This window comes from Sphingomonas chungangi (assembly GCF_013778325.1).
Taxonomy (GTDB): Bacteria; Pseudomonadota; Alphaproteobacteria; order Sphingomonadales; family Sphingomonadaceae; genus Solisphingomonas; species Solisphingomonas chungangi.
Genome location: NZ_JACEIB010000024.1, coordinates 1 through 23,289, shown reverse-complemented (window position 1 = coordinate 23,289; position 23,289 = coordinate 1). Strand labels below are relative to the sequence as shown.

Here is a 23,289-nt window from a genome sequence, read left to right as displayed (position 1 = left end):
GCGCTCGTTCGCGGCGACGCCGACTTCGCTTGCCCGCTGCCGCGCGATCAGCTTCCCTCGCGCGCATGATCGGGTCTATCCTCCTCACGCCCTTCGACGCCGCCGCGATCCTGATCGTGCTGGCCGCGCTGCTGGGCTACCTCAATCACCGCTTCATTCGGCTGCCCCAGTCGGCCGGGCTGACCGTCATGGGCATGGTCGCCTCGCTGGTCGTGGTGGGTCTCGACCGTTTGCTGCCGGAAAGTCGCATCAGCGGCGACATCGTGCGGTTCATCGCCGGCATCGATTTCCACAAGACCTGATGGAAGGGATGCTCTCCTTCCTGCTGTTCGCCGGCGCGTTGCACGTCGATTGGGGCGATATGCGGCGGGGGCGCTGGCCGATCCTGATCCTGAGCACGATCGGCGTATTGCTGTCGACTTTCCTCGTCGGCGCTGGCTTCTATGTCCTCGTTCAGGCCCTCGGGCTGCCGCTCCCGTTCATCTGGTGCCTGCTGTTCGGCGCGCTGATCAGCCCGACCGACCCGATCGCGGTGATGGACGTGCTGAGACGTACCAGTGTCGATCCGACCCTGCGGGCGACAGTCGCCGGCGAAAGCCTCTTCAACGATGGCGTCGGCGTGGTCATCTTCACGATCATCCTTGCCATCGCGTCGGGCGGTGAAGAAATCTCTGCCGGCCATGCCGCAGGCCTCTTCGGCATCGAGGCAGGTGGCGGGGTGCTGCTCGGGCTCCTCGCCGGCTGGATCGGCTATCGCGGCATGCGCTCGATCGACGATTACAAGGTTGAGGTGATGATCAGCCTTGCCGTCGTCATGGGCGGATACGCTGTCGCGAGCTGGATCGGCGTCAGCGGCCCGGTCGCGATGGCGGTGGCGGGCCTCGTGATCGGCAACCAGGGGGTCGCCCACGCGATGAGCGAGGAGACCGAGGACTATCTGATGAAGTTCTGGGGCCTGATCGACGAGATCCTGAACTCGGTTCTGTTTCTGCTCATCGGTCTCGAGGTCGTCTCCATCCCGCACGACGTCCGGCTGGCGGTGGTCGGCGTTGCCGCGATCCCGCTGGTGCTCACCGCGCGCGCGATATCCGTTCTGCTGCCGCTCGGCGCCATGCGGCCGTGGCTGTCCCTCGGCCACCTGGCGCCGCCAACGCTGATCTGGGGCGGACTGCGCGGCGGCATTTCGGTCGCGTTGGCCCTGGCGCTCCCGGACGGTTCGGCACGCGCCGTTGCGCTGGCAGCGACCTACATCGTCGTCCTCTTCGCCGTCATCGTGCAGGGAAGCAGTATCGCTGGTCTCCTGAAGCGGGTCGCCGCTCGCGGACAATCACGCACGCAACCGACATGATGGTCCGGGGGTTCGTCTTGCACTCATCCGTGCGGAAGGCCCTCTGGTGATTGTAGTCTCTGCATGAGGGCGTGGCTCCTCACCCTCACCGACCGATTGCGCGAAAGCTATTGGTTCATCCCCACGATCATGGCGGTGATGGCAATCCTGCTGGCTGGCGGGATGATCACGCTCGACAGCTATCAGGGCTCGAACTGGATGGACGGCGTGCCGTGGCTCTATGCGGCTCGTCCCGACGGAGCACGGTCGCTGCTGTCGTCGATCGGAGGCTCGATGATCGGCGTGGCCGGCACGACCTTCTCGGTGACGATCGCGGCCGTCGTATATGCGTCTGGGCAATACGGCCCGCGCCTGCTCAGCAACTTCATGAGCGATCGCGGTAATCAGGTCACGCTCGGCACCTTCATCGCCACGTTTGTCTATTCGATGGTGGTGTTGCGCACGATCCGCTCGCCGGGCGAAAGCGGAGCGGGAGCCGACGCCTTCGTGCCCCAACTCGCGCTCCTCGTCGCGGTTCTGCTGGTATTGTGCTCGATCGGCGTGCTGATCTTCTTCATCCATCACGTGCCGACGCGCATCCACATCAACAGCGTGATCGAGGAGATCGGCGATCGTCTCCTGGCGGAGATCGGCGCACGGTTTCCGGTCTTCATCGGTGCCCCGCTTCCCGCCGAGGCCCGCTCCGACGAGGACAGGATACCTGACGCTTTCCGCCGCGATGCGGGCAGCACGCAGGCAGTTCATCGCAAGGAAATCGAAGCCCGCCAGACCGGGTATCTCCAGCTCATCGATGACGAGACCCTGCTGTCGGTCGCGACCCGGCACGATCTGGTTCTGCGGCTGCAATATCAGCCGGGAGACTTCGTCCATGTCGGCCGCGCGCTGGTTGAGGCTTGCCCACCCGAGAAATGCGACGATGATGCGGTCGCGGCGATCCGGGGTTGCTTCGCCGTGGGTTCGCGGCGCACGCCGTTGCAAGACCTGCGCTTTCTGATCGACGAACTCGTCGAGATCGCCGCCCGCGCACTCTCGCCGGGCGTCAACGATCCCTTCACGGCCAGCACCTGCCTCGACTGGCTGGGCGCGGCATTGGCCGACGTAGCCCGGCGCAGCCTTCCTTCCCGCCTGAGGGCCGACGAGAAGGGCGCGCTCCGCGTCATCGCCCATCCGGTCGATTTCGCCGGCTTCATGGACCGCGGCTTCGGAGCACTCGCGCAATATGCCTCGCAGGATCGGATCGCCGCCCTGCGCTTTCTCGGCGCGCTCGGTGAAGTGGCGATGAGTTGCGACAACGTCGAGCGTCTCGGCGTCGTGCGTGCTCAGGTCGACCAGATCGAGGAACTGGCCACCGGCGGCCTCGATGGCGAACCTTTGCGGCTGGTAATGCGCCGCTCGGCCGAACTGCGCCGCGCGCTCGCCGAGCCCGATTACCGGCGTCAGCTGCGCGACAGCGCCGCCTGGCTCGGCGGGACGGCATGATCGTCATCGTCGCGGTCGTCGCCGCGATCCTTGTGACCGTCCTTCTCACCATCGGCCCGGTGGCCCGCTCGGAGACCTGGCGCGCGACGGTCACACCGCTCGCCTCGATCATCGGATCGGGATTTCTCATCTGCGGGCCGCTACTGGCGCACGAATTCGGGTCAGCCGCCTTCGGTGCGATGACGGTCCTCTTGCTGCTCGCTTACGCGGTCGGCGCGGTGATCCGCTTCAACATCGTCCACGTGGAAGCCCTGTCCGAGACGATCGCGACCCATGATCCAATGGCCTGGGCGATGCGGGCCGCGCAGGGCATGCTCGGCGTCGCTTATGCTGTATCCGTCGCATACTATCTCAAGCTGCTCGCAGAATTCACGCTGAAGCGACTGCCCGTTCCGGACGCGCTCCACGCGACCGTCGCGAATGCGATGGTGACGGCGATCATACTGATGTTCGTGGCGCTCACCTTCTCCGGAAGTCTGCGCAGGATCGAACACGCCGCCCATGCCAGCGTGTCCGCAAAGATCGGCGTGATCGCAGGTCTTCTGGCCGGGCTAGCCATATGGTGGGCGCACCATGCAGGATCGATCCAGCCGCTGCCACCGGCGAAGCTCAGCCCGGCCAGCATACCGATGCTGCTCGGCCTGCTGATCACGGTCCAGGGGTTCGAGACCTCGCGCTATCTCGGCGACAGCTACAGCCGCACCGTCCGTGTTCGCACCATGCGGCTGGCCCAAGGCATATCGTCGGTCATCTACCTTGCCTTCATCGGGCTGCTGACGCCGTTCCTCGGACAGGCCTCGCAGGCGCAGGGTGTCGCCGGCATTCTCGATATCATGACCTTTGTCGCACCGATCCTCGGCATCTTCGTGCTGATCGGCGCGGTCGCCAGCCAGTTGAGCGCGGCGATCGCGGATTCGATCGGCGCCGGTGGCCTCGTCGTCGAGGTGTCGCGGCGCAAGCTCGGGGTGCGGGGCGCGTTCATCACCGTCTGTGCGCTCGCGATCGCCGTGGTCTGGCTAACCGACCCATTTCAGGTCGTGGCGCTCGCATCGCGGGCATTTGCCCTGTTCTACGCGATGCAGGCGGGCCTCGCGCTATGGGCGTCATTGCGCACCGGGGCCGGCGGCTGGACCACAAGGTCGGGCTTCATCGCGATCGGGCTGATCTGTCTCGTCGCCGCCGCGGTCGGCGCGCCTGCGGAAGGATGAGTGTGCCCGACAATCGGCGTGGAAATCGGTCACCGGTCGGCGATAGTCTGGCGACATGACCGAGCCCCCTAATGCTCCCGCCTTCGCGCAAGGCATACAGGATCGCTGGCGCGACACGGGCTTCTACCGGTGGTGGCGCCTGCGCGTTGTCTCCCGGGTCGAGCACGAAGCTGTCGTCGCCCGCGTACTCGGGGAAAGCGGCTGGTCGCCGCGCTACGCCTTCATGACGATGATGTCGGCCGGTATCGCGGTGCTGGGTCTGCTGCTCTCCTCGCCGGCGGTCGTCATCGGCGCGATGCTGATCTCGCCGTTGATGAACCCGATCCTCGGCCTCGGCTTCAGCCTCGCATTGTTCGACTTCCGCGAGATGCGGCGCTCGGTGACCGCGCTCGTGGTGGGCGCGGTCGTGGCCGTGCTGTTCACCGCGCTGATCGTGCTCGTCTCGCCACTGCGGGCTCCGACCGCCGAAATCCTGGCCAGGACGCGTCCCAATCTGTTCGATCTGGTGATTGCGCTGTTCGCCTCGCTCGCCGGCAGTTTCGCGATTATCCGCGGCAAGGGCGACACGATCGTCGGCGTCGCCATCGCAACGGCGCTCATGCCGCCGCTTGCCGTGGTCGGGTTCGGGCTGGCCACCTGGAACCTGCCGATCCTCGGCGGCGCGCTGGCGCTTTTCTTCACCAACCTCGTGACGATCGCACTCTCCGCGACCATCATGGCGCGCTATTACGGCTTCGGGCATCGGCTATCCAGCCAGCAGAGCTGGACGCAGACCGTGCTGCTCCTCCTCGTCTTCGTCGCGATGGCGATCCCGCTGGGCATCTCGCTCAGTCGCATCGCCCGGGAAGCCCTCACGGTGAATCAGGTCCGATCCTACCTGTCCGAGACGTTCGGTGCGCAGTCGCGGGTCACCCAGCTCGATGTCGATTTCGAGCGCGATCCCATCGCAGTTCGCTCGATCGTGATCGCGCCCCGCTCGCGCGCGGTATCCGGCGATACGGTGAAGGCGGGCCTGATCAAGGCGCTCGGACGCCCGTTGACGTTGCAGATCGACGAAGTGCTGCTCGATCCTCACGCCGGCGCGCTCGACCGGCAGCGCGCCGAAGTGAAGGCGGCTGAGGAGGCGAAGGATGCCGATGCGCAAGGGGCCGAGATTGCCAGGCTGGTCGCTATCGCGGCGGGCGTCGGACCCGAGGCGGTAACGCTGGATCAGGGGCATCAACGCGCGACCGTGACGGCTTCCGTACTTCCCGGTGCGACGCTGGCCACCTACCGGGCTCTCGAGCAAAGGGTTCAGGCGGTATCGTCGGGCTGGCATATCGTCCTCGTCCCGCCATTTGGCGACATGCCGACGATCCGGTTCGCCGATGGCTCGGACACACTCGACCAGGCAGGGACGGAGGCGGTGGGGCTGTCGGCCTGGGCGGCTCAGCGGTGGAACATCGCGGCGCTGGCGGTGCCAGGTCTACCGGCTTCGCCCGTCGATCACCCCTTGCTCAACGCCAGGCGTGCTCAGGCGGTCGCAACCCTGCTTCGAGAACGCGGTATCGCTTCGGTGAGCGCACCGGCTGCAGGGCAGAGCTTTCGCCTCGCGGCCGCCCCTGACGGCGGAAGCGGCTCGCCCTGAAGCTTGCCGCAGCCCGCGTCCCTCAGTGCGCGGATTTCCAGATCGGCCAATCCGCCAGTTCGCTGACAATGTTAGCGGTGCACTGGCTGGTAAAATCGTCCGCCAGAAGGCTTTGTGCGCGCGTTCGCAATTCGGCGCAGAGTTCGTCCGCGAAATCCTGCCCCAGTCGGCGGGTCAGGACGGTAGACAGGGCGGTCGCGAGTTCCAGCGCGGCGATTGCCGCCTGGTTGGAGGCATAAGATCGCTGATGCTCCATTTTTGCCAGCTTGCGGCTCAAGGACGGTTCGATTGCTTGGTGGGTCTCCATGGCTTGATGCCCTTCTTGGTCTCTCCTGGGGGAACGATACCCCGGACCGGCGGACGATTCCACAGCCTCGGTACAAGATGGGGAGCATTCGGCCCGTAATGCGTTGGCATGTCATGGAGCGCCCGATTTTGTTATGATGAATCTCGTCAACATCCTGTTCCATCGCCTGTGGGAGATGGCGACGGAGTTCATCAAACTGCTCCCCCAGATGGCGATCGCGCTGCTGGTGCTGGTCGCGACCTGGGCGATCGTCAGATTCTCACGCCGCCTCGCCGAGCGCATGTTGAGCCAGACCGACACGCGCGGCACGCTCGTCAACCTCGGCGAAACGCTGATCGGCGTTGCGATCTGGATCGTCGGCATCCTGATTGCGATGTCGATCGTGGTGCCGAGTGTCACGCCGGCCAACATCCTCGCCGTTCTCGGACTCGGATCGGTCGCCGTCGGCTTCGCGTTCAAGGACATCTTCGAGAATTTCCTGGCCGGCATTCTCATCATGCTGCGCAAGCCGATGCGGATCGGCGACATGATCGAGTGCCAGGATGTGGCCGGGCGCGTCGAGAATATCAGTTTGCGCGATACCCATCTGCGCCACCTGTCGAACGAGCTGGTGGTGGTGCCCAATTCCTTCCTGTTCAAGAACCCGGTCAAGATCCTGACCGACGAGACCCAGCGCCGCTACTCGGTGACCGTGGGCGTTGGCTATGATGTGGACCTCGACGCGGCGGCGGCGGTAATCGAGAAGGCGGTGCGAAGCGTCGAGGGTATCGACGCGGACAAGCGGATCGACGTGTTCGCGACCGAGTTCGGCGACAGCTCGATGAATTTCACGGTGCGCTGGTGGGCGGGATCGAAACCTATTGAGATGCACCGCACGCGCGATGGTGTCGTTCGGGCAGTGAAGCGTGCGCTTGACGAGGCCGGAATGGAGATACCTTTCCCTTATCGCACGCTCACCTTCAAGGAAGCTTTGCCCCTCACACGGGCGAAAGAGACAGGGGATCATGCGCGTCCGGCAGGAGATGAAGATGACAAGCGAGAGTGACGATCGCCATATCCATAGCGAACTCAACCTCTTGGGTTTTCGGTCACGGGCAGCGGTTGTGGGGCTGCTTCAGCTGACGAAGGAGTTGCGTCAGACAGGTCTGCTCGACGATGCCGCAACGAACCGGGTCAGGGACGCCGTCGTCGACGAACTTGCTCTGATGCGCCCCCGCCATGGGACATCCGCGGAGAGGCGGGAAAGTCTGCGGAAGCGTTTGGATGCATTGATCGGCGCGTAGCAGGAGCCGTCAATCCTATCTCACCGTGGACAGATCGGTCGCATCAGCCGAGAGCCTCGCTCAGTGCCTCTACGCGATTCGAGCGCAAGCGTGCTCGGGATAACAGCATAAGGATAGTCGTTGAGCTTACCGGCAGGACAGCCAGAATCGGCAACTCCAAGTGCTTCGCCCGCCTCTGCCGAGGCGCCGCGGATGACCAGGGGTAAAAAGATGGACCGAGTCCGAGTGCTCGCCCGTCGTCACGGTCCTACGGCTCCCGTATGGCGCCGCCGAATGGCAATTCTGACCGGCGCGGTCGCGCTCGGTCTAGTCGCACTGGTGTTCGCCAAGGTGGCGGATACGGCGAACCATCTCTTCCTGATGGTCGTGCAAAGACAGAAATGGGCACCGCTTCTGGCGACGCCGGCTGGCTTTGCCCTGTTAGTGTGGCTGACGCGACGGATCGCGCCCGATGCACGGGGCTCGGGCATTCCACAGATCATGGCGGCGCGGAAAGATCCGGAAGGTGCGATGATGTCGCTCGCATCCGCGAAGACGGCGGTCGTCAAGTTTGTGATGACCATCGGCGCATTGCTCGTCGGCGCATCCGTCGGCCGCGAAGGACCGACGGTCCAGATCTCCGCGACGATCATGGCTTACGCGCACCGTCTTTTTCGGATGCCGGTCCGCGCCTCGGTTATGATCGCGGGCGGAGCCGCCGGTGTTGCCGCAGCCTTCAACACCCCGCTCGCCGGCGTGACCTTCGCAATCGAGGAATTGGCAGCCGCCTACGAACAGAAGATGACGCTGCTCGTCATGACTGCGGTGCTCATCTCGGGCATGGTAAGTCTCGGTCTGTCCGGCGACTACGTCTATTTCGGAGCCATGACCAATACGTTGCCCCTGAAGCAGGCGCTCCTCGTGACACCGATCGCAGGTATTATTGGAGGCCTCACGGGAGGATTGTTCGCCCGATTGATGCTCGATTTCAGCCGATCCCAAGCGAAGCCTTTGCTTCGGATACGCGAGCATCCGGGCCTCTCTGCAGGTATAGCCGGCCTCGTCGTCGCGGTCGTCGGCTGTACTACCGGGCTGACCTGGGGGACCAGCTACGAACCAGCGCGTTTGATCATTACCGGCGTGGATGCGCCGTCATGGTTTGGTCCGGCGAAGTTTGTATCGACCTTGGCGACTGCCGTCTCGGGCCTGCCGGGCGGAATATTCGCGCCCTCACTCGCGACGGGCGCCGGGCTGGGCGAACTCCTGAGGCATCTGTTTCCACTTGCGCCTGCTGGCACTGTCGTGCTGCTCGGTATGGCGGGATATTTCACCGGAGTAGTCCGGGCGCCTCTAACAGCCGTCGTGATTATTTCGGAGGCGACTGCCAGCCATGGGCTGCTTTTACCACTGTTGGCCACCGCGCTGATCGCCGACGCGGCATCGAGCGTTATCTGTCCCGAACGTCTCTACCACGGGCTGTCACACGGGTTCACCCCGAGGGACCGAGATGCTGACCGCTGATGAGTATCAGGGCCCGCAGCTGACGCCACTCCAACGGACGAAGCTCTGAGAACCAGCATTTTTAACGAGCTTGCGGGCATCAGCAGACAGACGTGAGCCGTATCGAAACCGCCGCTCAACTTACGGCGTCAGCGCCCTGCCGAACGGTTACCGGGTCTCATGCGAATTTTCGGTTCGGGTGTGACCGGACGTTCGATCGTCGGACGCGGAGTAGCTTGGACTGGTCGCAAGCGGCCGGGCAGGGAAGCGCCCAATGACGGCCGTTCCCGCACCTCATAGTGATTCTCAACAGCCGACGGTAAGCCTGTTGGGCTCTAGCGAATGGCACCCATAGTTCGAACGACTACACCTTAAACGAAGCCGTGATCGGGGCCCACTGCACTGGACGACGGTTATGTCCGGAACCGGTCGTTCGTGCGGCGTGCAGGTCTCGTGGTTCTCTCCAGACCACCCCCCATTGTTCGACCTGCGGGTGCCGGTTAGTCCGGTTCAAAAAACAAGCTGGCCGCACCTACCGTAGGACATCGTCCATTGATGGATCTTGCCGTTTTTATAACCCGCTCATCAAGACGTGAGCCGTTCTCTCACTGCTTGGCTTCCAATTACCGCCGCAGACCATCGCTGGCGTGCGGAGAGAAGCCTGTTATGTCAGGGCGATCCGACATGTGGGGATGAGATGGCGCTTGTAAAAAAGACCGCGATAACGGGGCGGAAAGCCCCCAATGCCGAGGATGCGTCGGCGCCTCAGCAGCCAAAGCCGCGCGCCCATCGTTCGGCGCGGGAGAGGATGTCGGCGCGGAAGGGCGGAGCATCGGAAAGGCTCGCGGCAGCTTCACTGCAGCTGGCCAGCGGCGTCGGCGAGGCGGCGTCTGCCGCAGCCGAGTTGCAGCGCGCAATGGACCAGATTTCGCGTGGAGCGGAAGAGGCCGCCAGTGCCGCGCAGGAATCGTCCGGCTCCATCAGCTCGCTCGTGCGGGACTTTGGCGAGGCGCGCGATCAGGCCGTGGCATCGCTGATGCGGACCGAGCAGTTGCAGACGAGCTTCATCGATACTCACGCGCAGATCGAGGGATCGATCTCGGCCATCGAACTGAATGCCGACCGCCAGCTCGCCTCGGTCGCTGTCATCGCCTCGCTCGAGGAGAAGGCCGGCGGTATCGGCGCGATCAGCCGAGACGTATCTGACGTATCGGAGCAGACCGGGCTGCTAGCGCTCAATGCCGCGCTGGAGGCGGCGCGGGCGGGCGATCACGGTCGCGGCTTCTCGATCGTGGCGGACGAAGTGCGTATGCTCGCGGAAGGGTCTGAGGCCCGTGCCGGCGAGATCCGCAAGCTTTCGGACGAGATCCGCGGGACAGTGCAGGCGATTTCGAAACGTATCAAGGATGCGTCAGACAGCGCTACGCGTGAGAGCGCGGGCGGCCGTGGCCTGATGCAGCGTCTGGCGACAAGCCGCGACGATCTCGCGATCCTGGCCGACGGCGCACAGACCATCGTCCAGGCGGCGACAGAGGCAGAAGCGGCGGCCCGCGAGGCGGGCAGGGGCGCAGAGCAAGTCGCGAGCGCCGCGGAGGAGCAATCCGCGGCCGCAGCCGAGGCCCAGCAGGCGGTGCAACAGCAGAGCCAGTCGCTCGATCAGAGCCATCAGGCGGCCGAGGAGATCGCGACGATCGCTGAGCAGTCGGCCGACGGCGCGACGACGAACCTCGGTGCGCAGATCTCCGCTGCGGCCGAGGAGCTGTCAGCGACTGTGCAGGAAATTTCCGGATCCGCCGCCCAGATCCTCGTTGCGATAGACCAGATCGGCAAGGGAGCCGAGTTGCAGTCCTCCGCAACCCTGCAGGCCGACACCGCGATGGGGCAGATCGAAAAGTCTGCTGCGGCCGCCATGCAGCGGGCCGCCGAGGCGAACGAGAGAGTGACGGCCCTACAGACCCTGATCGACGATGGCCGCGACGTGGTTCGCCGCCTCGTCGACGGCGTCGCAACCGCGCTCCAGGAATCGCGCGAGATCGGCGCTTTGATGTTGGGCCTGGCCGACACCACGCGCCGGATCGAGCGCCTCGTCGACGGGCTCGCGCTGGTCGCGGTGCAGATCAACATGCTGGCCGTCTCCGGCTCAGTGGAAGCGACGCGTGCGGGCGATGCCGGGTCGGGTTTCGCGACGGTCGCCAGCGATATTCGCAACCTGTCGCGCACCGCTGCCGAGAATGCAGATGGCGCCAAGGACATCGTCGGCCGCATGCAGGACGAGATCGGGGATCTGCGCCGCGATCTCGAACTGATCGCCGGCGCGGGCGAACTTGAGGTGAGCCGCAACCATGCTGTGATCGCCCGCCTCGATACGATGGTAACCGAACTCGCCGCGCTCGCTTCCAGCAGCGACGCGATCATCCAGGGCGCGGAAAGCATCATCACCGCCGCCCGCCAGGTCCGCGCGGGCACCGAACAGATTTCGAGCGTCGCGCAGGAAGCAGCGGCTGCGGCGCAGGAGGCAGCCAGCGCCGCGCGCCAGCAGGCTCAGGGGGCGGAGGACCTTGCCGCGGCGATCGAGGAGATCGCATCGCTGTCCACCGCGCTGGTGCCGGCCGGGGCCTGATCGTGGCTGAAAACCCGTCGCGCTTCCTGACTTTCCGTGCCGCAGGCCGCCTGCAGGCGCTCCCGGCGGACAGCGTCCGGGAGGTGATGAAGCTGCCCGCGACGACCCGCGTTCCCCATGCGCCCGCCGGCATGATCGGTCTCGGCAATGTCCGAGGCACCGCGGTCCCGATCCTTTCGGTCTCCGTCCTTCAGGGCGGGACGGCGAGCGGGGACCGGATCATGGTCCTCGATCGTGCCGACCCGATCGCGCTGCTGGTCGACGAGGTTCGGGAGGTCGTTGACCGGAAGGGCCGCACCAAGGCGCTCGATATTGAGGCTTTGGTCGGACTCGCGCTGCGGCAGGCGCCAGCGCGCACGGCCGCGACTCGGGCCCGCATGATTGCCACGAAGGAGCAAGCGAGCGAAGCCGCAACGCTCGATCTGATCTCGTTTGTCGCGGGCGGTCAGGAATTCGCGCTCCCGCTCGATCAGGTGTCGGAGGTGGTCGCCGTTCCGGCCGAAATTTCCCGGCTTCCGGATGTTGATCGTGCGGTCCTCGGCACGGTTGAACATCGGGGCGAATTGCTGCCGATCCTGGTCCTCGCCCCGCTTCTGGGACTGTCGGAGGACGTTGGCGGGCGCCCGACCCGAATCGTCGTAGCCACCATGCGCGGGCATCGTATCGGGCTCGCGGTGACGTCGATGCGATCGGTGTTGGCCGTCGACGAGGCTGATGTCGATCCCGTGCCCACCGTCATCGCCAGACGCGCGAGCGAGGCACGCATCCAGGCGATCGCCCGGCTCGAAGGCGGGCGCCGCCTGATCTCGATCCTCGCGGCGGACCAGCTTTTCACCGAAGCGCTCATGACTCACATGCCGGAGCGGCGCGACGAACGACCGGAGGATGTGGCCGAAATGGCGACAGAAGCAACCGAACCCTTTCTGATCGTTCGTCTGGGCACGCAGAATTTCGGCCTGCCCGCGATGGCGGTGGACGAGATCGTCCGGGTGCCGGACGTGCTGACGCGGCTCCCGAAGGCGCCCGGCTTCGTCGAAGGCGTGATGAACCTGCGGGGCCATGCCATCCCGGTGATCGATCAGCGCAGGCGCTTTGGCGAGACGGAGCAGGCCGATACGCGCCGCCGCGCGGTCGTCGTCCGCCTGAGAAGCCTGAAGGCCGCCTTCATCGTCGACGAGGTGACGGAGATCCGCCGCCTGGAGGCATCCAGCGTCTCCCCGGCGCCAAGCATCTCCGACGAGACGCGACTGTTCGACCGGACCGCCATGATGCCCGACGGCAGCATCGCCCTCCTGATCGAACCCGCCGAGCTTCTCGACGGCACGGAGCGCGACCTACTCACGGCGCTGCAGACAGACACGGCCACGTCCTGACCGTGACTCGGCTGCTCATCGTCGACGACTCGCCGCTGATGCGGCGACTGCTGTCCGACATCTTCGGCCAGCAGGAGGATTTCGTCGTCGCGACCGCCCGCAGCGGCGAAGAGGCGATCGCCGTGCTGACCGAATTCGCGCCCGACGTGGTGACGCTCGACATCCACATGCCCGGCATGGACGGCCTGCAATGTCTCGACCGGATCATGCTGGAGCGGCCGACGCCAGTGGTGATGGTCTCCGCACTGACCGCCGAGGGGGCTGAGGAAACGCTGGAGGCGATGTCACTCGGCGCGGTCGATTTCGTGCCGAAACCCGGCGGCGCAATCTCGCTCGAGATCGACGCGCTTGCGCCGCTGCTGGTCGAGAAAGTGCGCGCCGCCGCCCGCGCCCGCCTGTCCCGCACCGCCCGCCTCGCCGAGCGCGTGCGCCTTCAGAGTGCCGGAACGCGGCGCCGGCCGAAGCCTGCTCGTACCCGCGGACGCGTGATGCCGGTCGAATGGGCAGCGCCCGAGGACGGCGCGATCGTCCTGATCGGCACCTCCACGGGCGGGCCGCCGGCGCTCGACGCGGTCCTCACCGCGTTGCCCGCCACATTCCCATGGCCGATCCTGGTCGCCCAGCACATGCCGGCGAGCTTCACCGGGCAGCTCGCGCGGCGGCTCGACAGGGCCTGCGCCCTGGCCGTCGGTGAGGTTGCGAAGCCGACGCCGATCGAACCGGGGCATATCTATATTGGGCGCGGCGATGCCGATCTCATCGTCACCCGCCGCGGAGCCCGCCTGGTCGCCATGCCGGCGCCAGAGGATCCGGACCGGCTCTGGCATCCGAGCGCCGATCGTTTGGTCGAAAGCGCGCTAGGCGTCGTTGCGCCCGAACGGCTCGTCGGCGTGTTGATGACCGGGATGGGTGATGATGGAGCCGAGTTGATGACAGAGCTCCATGCGCGCGGCGGCCTGACGATCGCCGAAGCTGAAGAAAGCGCCGTCGTTTGGGGCATGCCCGGCGCGCTCGTCGAGCGTGGCGGGGCCGCAATGATCCTTCCGCGCGATCGGATCGCGGGCGCCCTCCTGGAACTGGCGCGCCCGAGGTGACGCTGGCGGCAGACCCGATCCCCCAGGCGCCCCCGTCGCTCTCCCCCGATCACCTGAACCGGCTGTGCGCGATCCTGTACGACCGCACCGGCATGATCTTCGGCGAAACCAAGCGCTACTATATCGAGCGGCGCGTCGCCGATCGGATGGCGAAGGCCGGCATTCCGGATATATCGCGCTATGTGGCGGCGCTGCCGTTCGATCGGAACGAGCTTCAGGCGCTGATCAACGCCTTCACGATCAACGAAACCTATTTCTATCGCGAAGAGAGCCAGCTTGCTGCCCTTTCGCGCGACATCCTGCCGCGGATCGTCGAAACGCGCCGCCCGGGCGATCTCGTGCGGATCTGGTCGCTCCCCTGCTCGACCGGCGATGAACCCTATTCCATCGCGATCTGGCTGCTCGAAAACTGGCCGATGGTGGACTCGTGGAACATCGAAATCGTCGGTTCGGACGTCGATACCGCCGCGCTGTCGCATGCGCGGCGAGGCCGATACGGCGAGCGGGCACTGGCGCGCCTGCCGGATGATGTCCGCAATCGCTATTTCGGCCCGGTGAAGGGACATGTTCGAGAGATCGTCGACGATCTCAAGGAATCGATCCATCTCACTGAAGCCAATCTCATCGACGCGCGCAGCGTGGCCGCGCAGGGCCGGTTCGACGTCATCTTCTGCCGAAACCTCCTGATCTATTTCGACGATGCGGCGCGCGACGTGGCGGCCCGGCGTCTGTTCGAAAGCCTAAACCCCGGCGGCTTCCTCTGCTTGGGGCACACAGAATCCATGTCGCGGATCAGCGATCGTTTCGAACTTGTTCGCCTGGACGATGCGATCGTCTATCGTCGGCCCTGATGGACGAGCTTCTGGCCCAATTCCTGATCGAGGCGCGCGAGCTCGTTCCCGAAGCCCTAGCCGCCCTCGAAGGCCTGCGCCAGGAGCCGGGCGACGCCGGGCGGATCGACGCGGCCTTTCGCGCAATTCACACGCTTAAGGGCTCGGTCGCGCTGTTCGACATGGCGCCCGCCGGCCGGATCCTGCACGCGGCCGAGGATCTGCTCGAAGGCGCACGGGCGAATCGAGTTCGCCTCGATCTCGCCCCAATCGCCACGCTCGTTGCCTGCCTCGATCGCGTCGATGCTTGGGTCGACGCTATGGAAACCGAAGGGCGCTTGCCGCACGACGCTGGCACCGTCGCCGCGCGCCTCCTCCTCCGCTTTGGTGGAAGCGAGGAGGATGCCGGACCTGAGCCGATCACCAGCCAAGCCGTCCCGGACTGGGTAACGGCCATCCTCGATAGGGAGGCTGCCTCCGTCAAAGGGGCTGCCGGAGATCTCGTCGCTTTTCGCTACACGCCCGATGCCGCCTGCTTCTTCCGAGGGGACGATCCCCTCGCGCTCGTCGCCGCCATCCCGGAGACGTTGGCGCTCGCGATCCGGCCCCGCGATCCCTGGCCCGAGGCGGACGTCCTCGATCCTTTCCACTGCAATCTGGTGCTGGAAGGGCTGAGCGCCGCGCCGATGACGGCCGTGCAGGCGGTGCTGCGCGTTGTGGGAGAACAGGCTGCGGTCTTCGCTATGCCCCGGCAGATGGACGAGGTGGGCGTCGCGTACGATGCGGTCCGCACTTTTCGCATCGACGAGCGGCGGATCGACAGCCTCGTGGACCATGTCGGCGAGCTCGTCGTCATCGGGAACAGCCTCGCCTCGATCGTCGCTAACGCGGCGCAGAGCGACACCGGGCTTGGGCCACGTCTCCGTGCCTTCCAGACCGAACTCGATCGCGGCATCCTGGCGATGCAACGATCCGTCATCGCCGTGCGCCTCGTCCCAGTTGGTCCGGCCGTCCGCCGCCTGCCGCGGCTCGTCCGGGACATCGCCGATACCTTGGGAAAGGATGTCGCCTTCGTGATCGAAGGCGAGGCGATCGAGGTCGACAAGGCGATCGCGGACATCCTGTTCGAGCCCCTGCTGCACCTTGTCCGCAACGCACTGGACCATGGCATCGAGGCGCCCGAGCGACGTATTGCCGCCGGAAAGCCGGCGCAGGGGCGGCTGCGCCTTCGTTTCGCGCGTTCCGGCGAACAGCTCCATGTCTCGCTCAAGGACGACGGCGCCGGCATCGACCCGGCACGCATCCGGGCCATTGCGGTCGAACGCGGGATCGTAACGGGCGAGGGGTCGGCGCTTCTCGACGATAGGAGTGCCACGCATCTGATCTTCTCGCCCGGCTTCTCGACTTGCGATCAGGTGAGCGACGTCTCGGGCCGCGGCGTGGGCATGGATGCGGTGAGGCGCGCAGTGGAGGCCGCCGGGGGACGGATCGAGGTCGAGAGCGCCATCGGTGCAGGCTCGACGATGCTACTCGTCCTGCCGCTCAGCGCGATCACGACCAGATTGCTCGTCGTTGCCGCGGGCGAGGATCGCTATGCCATTCCGTTTGATCGCATCGCAGAGACGGCGACCGTGTCGGCGGAGCAGATCGTACCGGTCGGCGGTGGCGAGGCCCTCGTATTGCGCGACGCGACCGTCCCGCTCCTACATCTGTCTGAACTGGTTGGGAGGGGTCGCGCACCGTCGGAGCGGGTCCGGCTTGTGGTCACGCACATGAATACGGAGCGGATCGCGCTGGCGATCGACGCATTCGGCGAACGGGTGGATTCGATGGTGCGCCCGGTCAGCGGATTGCTGGCGACGGTGCCCGGCATCGCCGGCACAACTCTGATGAGCAATGGCGAGGTCCTCCTCGTCCTCGATCCCGAAAGGCTGATCGGATGAGTGTGCGAGTCGCTGACGGTATCATCCTCCTGGAGGGACGGTGCAGGATCGAGGAGGCTGAGACGCTGCTCGGCTATCTTCTTGAGGTGCCCGGTCGCCGGGTCGACCTTTCCGCGTGCGAAACTCTGCATTCCGCGGTCGTCCAGATCATGATGGCGACGAGACCCGTCATGGCGAGCAAGCCCGTCGATCCGTTCCTTTGCGCCTATGTCGTACCCCTGCTGGAGACAGAGCGTTCACCTTCCGGTCCCGTCCCGCTATAGCGGGCTCAAGTTCCTCATAGGTCGAGGCAATTCCCGCCCCGGCCGTTCATAATTGGAGTTCGTATGCCGGTGACGGTTCTGGTCGTCGATGACAGCAAGCTCGCCCGCATCGTGGCCACGAAGGCGCTCGCGGAGCTCCAGCCCGATTGGACCCGCGTCGAAGCCGGCAGCGCGGCGCAGGCGATCGAGATCATGGCGAAGACCCCGATCGACGTCGCACTAATCGACTTCAACATGACCGAGAAAGACGGTCTCGTCCTGGCCGCCGAGCTTCGCGAAGCCCACCCTGATCTGCCGATCGCGATCATCACTGCGAACATCCAGGACGAGGTCGTCGCGCGCGCCAGAGCGCTCGATGCCGCCTTCGTTGCGAAGCCGGTGACGACCGAGGGGCTTCAGGGCTTCGTGTCGGGCACGGCGCTTCGCCTGCGGTCCAAGAAATAATGACCACCGACGACATCTTGCTGCGCGAGCTCGAGCGCGACGCACTGACCGAGATCGTCAATATCGGCGTGGGCCGGGCAGCCTCGAATCTTCGCAAGATGGTCGGCGGCCAGGTGTTGCTGTCCGTGCCAGCGATCGAGATCGTCTCGCAGCCCCGTGCGGCGCGGCTGATCAGTGAGCGGGAGGAGGCCGATCTCGTCGCGGTCCGCCAGGATTTCTCGGGCGCCTTCTCGGGCCGGGCCCTGCTCATCTTTCCGGAAACGAAGAGCCTCGAACTCGTCCGCGCAGTCACCCACGACGAGCTATCCGTCGAGGAAGTGCTCGAAATGGAGCATGAGGCGCTGGCCGAAACCGGCAACGTCATCCTCAACTCCTGTCTCGCCACCATGGCGAACATGCTCAAGCGCTCGCTGTCGATGACCATCCCCGAGGTGGTGCGCGGCAACGGCGCGAGCCTGTTCGAGGTTATCGAAGATGAGCCCGATGCCGGCTTGGTCCTGTTCCTCTATATCGACTTCTCGGTCCGTGACCGCGACATCCGGGGCTATATCGCGATGCTGATGAGCCTGCCGTCACTCGCCGTGCTGAAAGAGCTTGTCGGCGAGTTCATCGAGCGGGTCGTAGGCGAGGATGGCTGAGGATGGCGGCCTGAGCCACGCGGCCCTCGTGACCGCCGGCGCCAGCGGAAGTTGGGACTGGGACATTGCCGCGGACGAGCTCAGGATCGACGCGGCCTTTGCGGAACTCTATGGGCTCGAACGTGGAAAGGTCGGGGCCGCCCTTTCTACAGCTACTTTCTTCTCCCGCATTCACCGCGATGATCGCGCCCGGATGAAAATCGCGGTTGCCGGCATGCTGGGTGGCGCCGAGCGGTTCTCCAAGGAGTTTCGGATTCAAGCTGCGGACGGTTCGTTCCGGTGGATGCACGGCCGTGGGCAGAGTCATTTCAGCGCGCAGGACGAGCCCGTCCGCTTCACCGGCCTGTTGGTCGATGTAACTGAGCGTAAGCGCGCCGAGGAGCGCCTGCGGGTCGCGCAAAGTGCGGGCGGCGTGGGCACCTTCGAATATGTCGACGGGTTTGCCACTGCTTCGGTATCCGATGAATTCTGTCGTCTACTGGGGCTGCATCCGGCAAGCGTTTTGCCCATCCGCACCGTCAACGGCCTTGTCCGTCCGGGCTCGGCCCCCATCATTCCCGATTCCATCGATCCGGCCACAACCCAGCTTCTCGGCGAGTTCGAGGTCGTTCGCAGCAGCGACGGCGCACTGCGCTGGGTCGCAAGGCGTGGCGAGGTCGTGCGCAACGACGGGCCGGGTTACCGTTTCATCGGCGTGATCTACGACGTGACCGCCTCCAAGCAGGCCGAGGCGCGGCTTCGCGACCTGAACGACAGCCTCGAACGGCGCGTGAAGGAGGAAATCGCCGTCCGCCTCCGCGCTGAGGAAGCGCTTCTCCAGTCCCAGAAGATGGAGGCGATCGGCCAACTCGCCAGCGGCATCGCGCACGACTTCAACAATCTGCTGACGATCATCACCGGCAATGTCGAAACTGTCGGCCGGCGACTGGATGAGCAGGCAGATCCGCGGATCCGGCGCGCGATCGACAACGCTATGAAGGGCGCGGAACGGGCCGCGGCGCTGACGCATCGCCTGCTTGCCTTCTCGCGACGCCAAGCGTTGATCGCCAAGCCGACGGACATGGCTGTCCTGCTGACCGGTATGTCTGATCTGGTCACGAGATCGATCAGCGAAACGATCGCGATCCACATTCATGTCCAGCCGGGTCTATGGTGGTGCGAAATCGATCAGCACCAGCTCGAGAATGCAGTGCTCAATCTGGCCGTGAATGCGCGCGATGCCATGCCCGATGGCGGCAGCCTCTCGATCGAGGCGCGCAATCTCAGCCTCGACGCTCAAGAGCCAAACGGAAGGAGCGGCGATTTTGTTGTCATCACTGTCGTCGATACCGGCACTGGCATGTCGCCGGAGACGATCAGCAAGGTCTTCGATCCCTTCTTCACGACGAAGGAGGTCGGCAAGGGGACGGGCCTCGGATTGTCGATGGTCTATGGCTTCGTCACGCAGTCCGGCGGCCATGTCGATATCCAATCGACGCTTGGCAAAGGCACGCGCATCGCGCTCCACTTCCCGCGCCTTTTGTCCAACGAGGAGCCTGTTTTGGCGGCACCCGCAACAAACAGCGACATGGGGCATGGCGCGGAGACAATCTTGGTTGTCGAGGACGACGACGATGTCCGCGCGCACACCGTCGATCTTCTGCGCGAGCTCGGCTATCGTGTTCTGGAGGCCCATGATGGGGACACTGCGCTGCGGTTGCTCGCCCGTCCCGATCAGGACGTGCAGCTCCTGCTGACCGATGTCGTGATGCCCGCGATGTCGGGCTGGGAGCTCGCTAAGGCGGCTCGGAGCGAGCAGCCTCAGCTGAAGGTGCTGTTCACGTCCGGCTATCCCCGAGATGCGATCCTAAAGAATGGGCAACTCGAACCGGGTATCGATTTGCTGCCGAAACCTTTCAGCTTCGCTGCACTCTCGGAACGGATCCGCTCTCAATTGGATCGTTAGCATCGTCGTTCTGCTGGGATAGGTCCTCTCCTTGCTACCCACCCGGCAACGGCCGACTCTGATCGACTGCTGCCCGAAGGTCATGGGACAAAGCGGTCAGACCGTTTAGAAGGGCACGGGTCGCCAAAGCTCGTTAAATGTATCGGTATAATCCGATGCGTCTTGCGGCGCCATCAATGATCGGGTAATTCCGATATATGGAACAGGATTCGGCGATCACCGCTCTGGCGGCTCTGGCGCACCCAACCCGCCTCAATGCCTTCCGCCTGCTTGTCCGGCATGAGCCTGACGGCCTGCCGACCGGAGCGCTGGTCGAGGCGAGCGGTCTCACGCAAAGCACCTTCTCAACCCACCTCGCTGTACTCGCCAAGGCCGAGTTGGTGATCGCCGAACGGCGCGGACGCCAACAGATCCAGCGCGCCAACATCGACACGCTGCGCACCCTGATGACCTTTCTCGCCAAGGATTGTTGTCAGGGCCGCGCTGAACTCTGCGAGCCACTACTCGCCGACCTCACCTGCTGCTGAAGGATCTGGTTCTCGTGACCACCGTCGTCATCTACCACAATCCCGAGTGCGGCACGTCGCGCAACACGCTTGCGCTGATCCGGAACTGCGGTGTCGAACCGCACGTCGTCGAGTACCTAAAGACCCCGCCATCGCGCGCGCTGCTCGTCGAGATGATCGACGCGGCCGGCATGACGCCCCGTGCGCTGCTGCGAGAGAAGGGCACGCCCTATGCCGAGCTAGGTCTCGGCTACGAGACGCTCTCCGACGAGGCGCTGATCGACGCGATGATGGCGCACCCAACTCTCATCAACCGGCCGTTGGTAGTGACGCCGCTCGGCGTGAGGCTCTGCCGGCCTTCGGAAGCGGTTCTCGACATTTTGCCCGACGCGCAGCGTGGCGCTTTCGCCAAGGAGGACGGCGAACAGGTCGTCGATGCTGCCGGCGGGCGGGTGCGCTGACATGGCGAAGATCGCGGACGCCGTGCCGGCCAAGCCGGTGATGGGCCTGTTCGAGCGCTGGCTGACCCTGTGGGTCGCGCTCTGCATAATCGTGGGCATTGCGCTCGGCCATGCTGCGCCCGGCGCCTTCGCCGCGATCGCGGCGGCCGAGGTGGCGCGCGTCAATCTCGTCGTCGCCGTGCTGATCTGGCTGATGATCGTGCCGATGCTGCTCAAGATCGACTTCGGTGCGCTCGGATCGGTGCGCCAGCACTGGCGCGGCGTCGGCGTGACGCTGCTGGTGAATTGGGGCGTCAAACCCTTCTCGATGGCGCTGCTCGGCACCTTCTTCCTCGGCTATCTGTTCGCGCCGATGTTGCCCGGCGGCAACGCGTCTTCCTATATCGCCGGTGTCATCCTCCTCGCCGCCGCGCCCTGCACCGCGATGGTCTTCGTCTGGTCGAACCTGTGCGACGGCGATCCGAGCTACACGCTCAGCCAGGTCGCGTTGAACGACGTGCTGATGGTCTTCCTGTTCGCGCCGCTGGTCGGCCTCCTGCTCGGCGTCGCTTCCGTCGCGGTGCCTTGGGCGACGCTGCTGATCTCGGTCGGCCTCTATATCGTCGTGCCCGTCATCGTGGCGCAGCTCGTCCGCACGTCGATCATCGCATCGGGCGGGCAGGCGGCGCTCGATCGCCTGCTCGCCCGGCTCGGGCCGGTCTCGCTTCTGGCGCTGCTCGCGACCCTGATCCTCCTCTTCGGTTTCCAGGGCGAACAGATCGTCCGCCAGCCGCTCGTCATCGTGCTCATCGCCGTCCCGATCCTGATCCAGGTCTATCTTAATGCCGGCGTGGCCTATCTGCTCTCGCGCCAACTCGGCGTCGCTTGGTGCGTCGCCGCACCCGCCGCGTTGATCGGCGCCTCCAACTTCTTCGAGCTGGCGGTCGCCGCGGCAATCTCGCTGTTTGGCCTCAATTCGGGCGCGGCGCTCGCGACCGTCGTCGGCGTTCTGGTCGAGGTGCCGGTGATGGTGTCCGTGGTCGGCATCGTGAAGCGGACGCGCGGCTGGTATGAGCGGGGCGCGGCATGAGCCGTGTAATGTTCGCCCCGCTCACTTTCGCCGACGATGTGCTGACGCTCGCGCTCGGCGCGGCCGGGTTGCCGACCGACGATTTGCGCGAGCCTGGCCGGGCCTTTTTCGGCCTATCCGACGACGACGGCCCGATCGGCTTCATCGGCATCGAAGGCAGCGGCGCCGACCGGCTTCTCCGTTCGCTGGTCGTGCTGCCGAGCCGCAAACGCCGAGGTTTCGGGGGGCTGCTCGTCGCCCATGCCGAGGCGTTCGCCCGCCAAGATGGCGTCGAGCGGCTTCATCTACTCACCCAGACGATGCCCGACTTCTTTCGGGCGCGCGGCTATCGTCCGGCCGAGCGCGCCACAGCGCCCGCATCGATCGCGTTGACCGCGCAATTCGCCTCGCTCTGCCCGGCGAGCGCCGCCTATCTCGTCAAGGACATCGCATGACCCGTGTTCGGTTGCTTTCCGACCCCGACAATCTCCCCGCGCTCGATCCCGCCTTCGTTGTCGCCCGGCCCGCGCTGGGTCTCGGGGACGGCGCGCCGGCTCCGCGCATCCTGTTGCTCTACGGGTCGCTGCGCGAGCGGTCCTTCTCGCGGCTCGCCGTCGAGGAGGCCGCGCGCCTGCTCCAGCTCTTCGGTGCCGAGACGCGGATCTTCGATCCGTCCGACCTGCCGCTTCCCGACCAGATAAAAGGCGACGATCACGCCGCGGTCCACGAGCTGCGCGAGCTGTCGATGTGGTCGGAGGGCCAGGTCTGGTGCAGCCCGGAGCGCCACGGGGCGATTTCGGGAATCATGAAGGCGCAGATCGACCATCTGCCGCTCGAAATGAAGGGGATGCGGCCGACCCAGGGCCGTACGCTCGCCGTGATGCAGGTGTCGGGCGGGTCGCAGTCGTTCAACGCGGTCAACACGCTGCGGCTGCTCGGCCGATGGATGCGGATGTTCACCATCCCAAACCAGTCGTCCGTCGCGATGGCCTACAATGAAATTGACGAGGCCGGGCGGATGAAGCCGTCGGCTTATTATGACCGAATCGTCGATGTGATGGAGGAGCTGGCGCGCATGACCGTGCTGTTGCGGCCCCATGCCGATCAGCTCGTCGATCGCTATTCCGAGCGCAAAGCGGTGGGTGTTCCCGTCCAGCCGGAAGACCATTCGGCGATCGCCGTTGGCCGTCATTGATCGAGCCAGAGCGACAGCTTTCGGAAAGCCCAAACGGCGCTGCCAATGGCGACAAATGGTCGCGAACCGCCTGGCAGGTCCGGCGACCGTTTCGCTCCAGCGTCTCGATGGGAGGTGGGACACCGCGTAATTGATGTAGCCACCCTCCTGGATGTTACGAAGTCGGAATGCCGCTTCAATGCAGGAGGGTGACCGATG

At 65.3% G+C, this 23,289-nt stretch carries 22 protein-coding genes and 1 pseudogene; 22 read left to right on the top strand and 1 reads right to left on the bottom strand.

The window, feature by feature from the left end:
• Positions 1-65 precede the first annotated feature (65 nt).
• The 5 genes from HZF05_RS21935 to HZF05_RS13925 all read left to right on the top strand — a co-directional run bounded on the left by HZF05_RS21935 (position 66) and on the right by HZF05_RS13925 (position 5,662).
• Complete coding sequence (locus HZF05_RS21935) at positions 66-302, top strand: hypothetical protein (RefSeq protein ID WP_246332011.1); 237 nt, start codon at positions 66-68, stop codon at positions 300-302.
• The gene (locus HZF05_RS13940) at positions 302-1,348 is read left to right on the top strand and encodes a cation:proton antiporter (RefSeq protein WP_246332010.1); all 1,047 of its coding nucleotides are present in this window, start codon (positions 302-304) and stop codon (positions 1,346-1,348) included. Before HZF05_RS21935 ends, HZF05_RS13940 begins: the two co-directional genes overlap by 1 nt.
• A gap of 63 nt (positions 1,349-1,411) precedes the next feature.
• Entirely contained in the window at positions 1,412-2,827 is a 1,416-nt protein-coding gene (locus tag HZF05_RS13935; protein WP_160363780.1) for a DUF2254 domain-containing protein, read from the top strand.
• On the top strand, positions 2,824-4,035 hold the full coding sequence (locus HZF05_RS13930) for a hypothetical protein (protein WP_160363779.1): 1,212 nt from the start codon (positions 2,824-2,826) through the stop codon (positions 4,033-4,035). The genes HZF05_RS13935 and HZF05_RS13930 overlap by 4 nt, the downstream gene beginning before the upstream one ends.
• 55 nt (positions 4,036-4,090) lie before the next feature.
• Positions 4,091-5,662, top strand: a complete 1,572-nt coding sequence (locus tag HZF05_RS13925) for a DUF389 domain-containing protein (protein WP_160363778.1) — start codon at positions 4,091-4,093, stop codon at positions 5,660-5,662.
• Between the two features lie 22 nt (positions 5,663-5,684).
• On the opposite strand, the gene HZF05_RS13920 is transcribed toward HZF05_RS13925, so the two are convergent.
• Positions 5,685-5,939: a hypothetical protein gene (locus tag HZF05_RS13920; protein ID WP_160363777.1), complete on the bottom strand. Its 255-nt coding sequence runs from the start codon at positions 5,937-5,939 to the stop codon at positions 5,685-5,687.
• Between the two features lie 163 nt (positions 5,940-6,102).
• Here HZF05_RS13920 and HZF05_RS13915 point away from each other — a divergent pair, with 163 nt between their 5' ends.
• The 17 genes and pseudogenes from HZF05_RS13915 to arsH all read left to right on the top strand — a co-directional run bounded on the left by HZF05_RS13915 (position 6,103) and on the right by arsH (position 23,091).
• On the top strand, positions 6,103-7,014 hold the full coding sequence (locus HZF05_RS13915) for a mechanosensitive ion channel family protein (protein ID WP_246332009.1): 912 nt from the start codon (positions 6,103-6,105) through the stop codon (positions 7,012-7,014).
• Positions 6,998-7,252 (top strand): hypothetical protein, encoded by a 255-nt coding sequence (locus HZF05_RS13910; RefSeq protein ID WP_160363776.1) that lies wholly within the window; start codon positions 6,998-7,000, stop codon positions 7,250-7,252. The genes HZF05_RS13915 and HZF05_RS13910 overlap by 17 nt, the downstream gene beginning before the upstream one ends.
• Positions 7,253-7,444: 192 nt before the next feature.
• Positions 7,445-8,752, top strand: coding sequence for a chloride channel protein (locus HZF05_RS13905; protein WP_160363775.1), 1,308 nt, complete (start codon positions 7,445-7,447; stop codon positions 8,750-8,752).
• 787 nt (positions 8,753-9,539) lie between these two features.
• Complete coding sequence (locus tag HZF05_RS13900; protein WP_246332008.1) at positions 9,540-11,351, top strand: methyl-accepting chemotaxis protein; 1,812 nt, start codon at positions 9,540-9,542, stop codon at positions 11,349-11,351.
• Between the two features lie 2 nt (positions 11,352-11,353).
• Positions 11,354-11,623 (top strand): annotated as a pseudogene (locus HZF05_RS22440) (chemotaxis protein CheW); the annotation flags it as partial.
• 48 nt (positions 11,624-11,671) lie between these two features.
• Positions 11,672-12,724 carry a chemotaxis protein CheW gene (locus HZF05_RS13895; protein ID WP_246332007.1) on the top strand — a complete coding sequence of 351 codons (1,053 nt, stop codon included), beginning with the start codon at positions 11,672-11,674 and terminating at the stop codon, positions 12,722-12,724.
• Positions 12,725-12,726: 2 nt separating this feature from the next.
• The gene (cheB, locus tag HZF05_RS13890; RefSeq protein ID WP_160363772.1) at positions 12,727-13,818 is read left to right on the top strand and encodes a chemotaxis-specific protein-glutamate methyltransferase CheB; all 1,092 of its coding nucleotides are present in this window, start codon (positions 12,727-12,729) and stop codon (positions 13,816-13,818) included.
• A gap of 2 nt (positions 13,819-13,820) precedes the next feature.
• A complete protein-coding gene (locus tag HZF05_RS13885) occupies positions 13,821-14,669 on the top strand; it encodes a CheR family methyltransferase (protein WP_281367517.1) in 849 nt (282 codons plus the stop codon).
• Positions 14,669-16,591, top strand: a complete 1,923-nt coding sequence (locus HZF05_RS13880; protein ID WP_160363771.1) for a chemotaxis protein CheA — start codon at positions 14,669-14,671, stop codon at positions 16,589-16,591. The genes HZF05_RS13885 and HZF05_RS13880 overlap by 1 nt, the downstream gene beginning before the upstream one ends.
• A gap of 326 nt (positions 16,592-16,917) precedes the next feature.
• A complete protein-coding gene (locus HZF05_RS13875) occupies positions 16,918-17,298 on the top strand; it encodes a response regulator transcription factor (RefSeq protein WP_160363770.1) in 381 nt (126 codons plus the stop codon).
• Positions 17,298-17,936 (top strand): chemotaxis protein CheX, encoded by a 639-nt coding sequence (locus HZF05_RS13870; protein ID WP_160363769.1) that lies wholly within the window; start codon positions 17,298-17,300, stop codon positions 17,934-17,936. Before HZF05_RS13875 ends, HZF05_RS13870 begins: the two co-directional genes overlap by 1 nt.
• Positions 17,929-19,881, top strand: coding sequence for a hybrid sensor histidine kinase/response regulator (locus HZF05_RS13865; protein ID WP_160363768.1), 1,953 nt, complete (start codon positions 17,929-17,931; stop codon positions 19,879-19,881). Before HZF05_RS13870 ends, HZF05_RS13865 begins: the two co-directional genes overlap by 8 nt.
• Positions 19,882-20,078: 197 nt before the next feature.
• A complete protein-coding gene (locus HZF05_RS13860) occupies positions 20,079-20,408 on the top strand; it encodes an ArsR/SmtB family transcription factor (protein WP_160363767.1) in 330 nt (109 codons plus the stop codon).
• 14 nt (positions 20,409-20,422) lie between these two features.
• Positions 20,423-20,848, top strand: a complete 426-nt coding sequence (gene arsC / locus HZF05_RS13855) for an arsenate reductase (glutaredoxin) (RefSeq protein ID WP_160363766.1) — start codon at positions 20,423-20,425, stop codon at positions 20,846-20,848.
• A 1-nt stretch (position 20,849) separates the two neighbouring features.
• Positions 20,850-21,917, top strand: coding sequence for an ACR3 family arsenite efflux transporter (gene arsB, locus HZF05_RS13850; protein WP_160363765.1), 1,068 nt, complete (start codon positions 20,850-20,852; stop codon positions 21,915-21,917).
• Positions 21,914-22,351, top strand: coding sequence for an arsenic resistance N-acetyltransferase ArsN2 (gene arsN2 / locus HZF05_RS13845; RefSeq protein ID WP_160363764.1), 438 nt, complete (start codon positions 21,914-21,916; stop codon positions 22,349-22,351). Before arsB ends, arsN2 begins: the two co-directional genes overlap by 4 nt.
• Positions 22,348-23,091, top strand: a complete 744-nt coding sequence (gene arsH, locus HZF05_RS13840) for an arsenical resistance protein ArsH (protein WP_160363763.1) — start codon at positions 22,348-22,350, stop codon at positions 23,089-23,091. The genes arsN2 and arsH overlap by 4 nt, the downstream gene beginning before the upstream one ends.
• Positions 23,092-23,289: the final 198 nt, after the last annotated feature.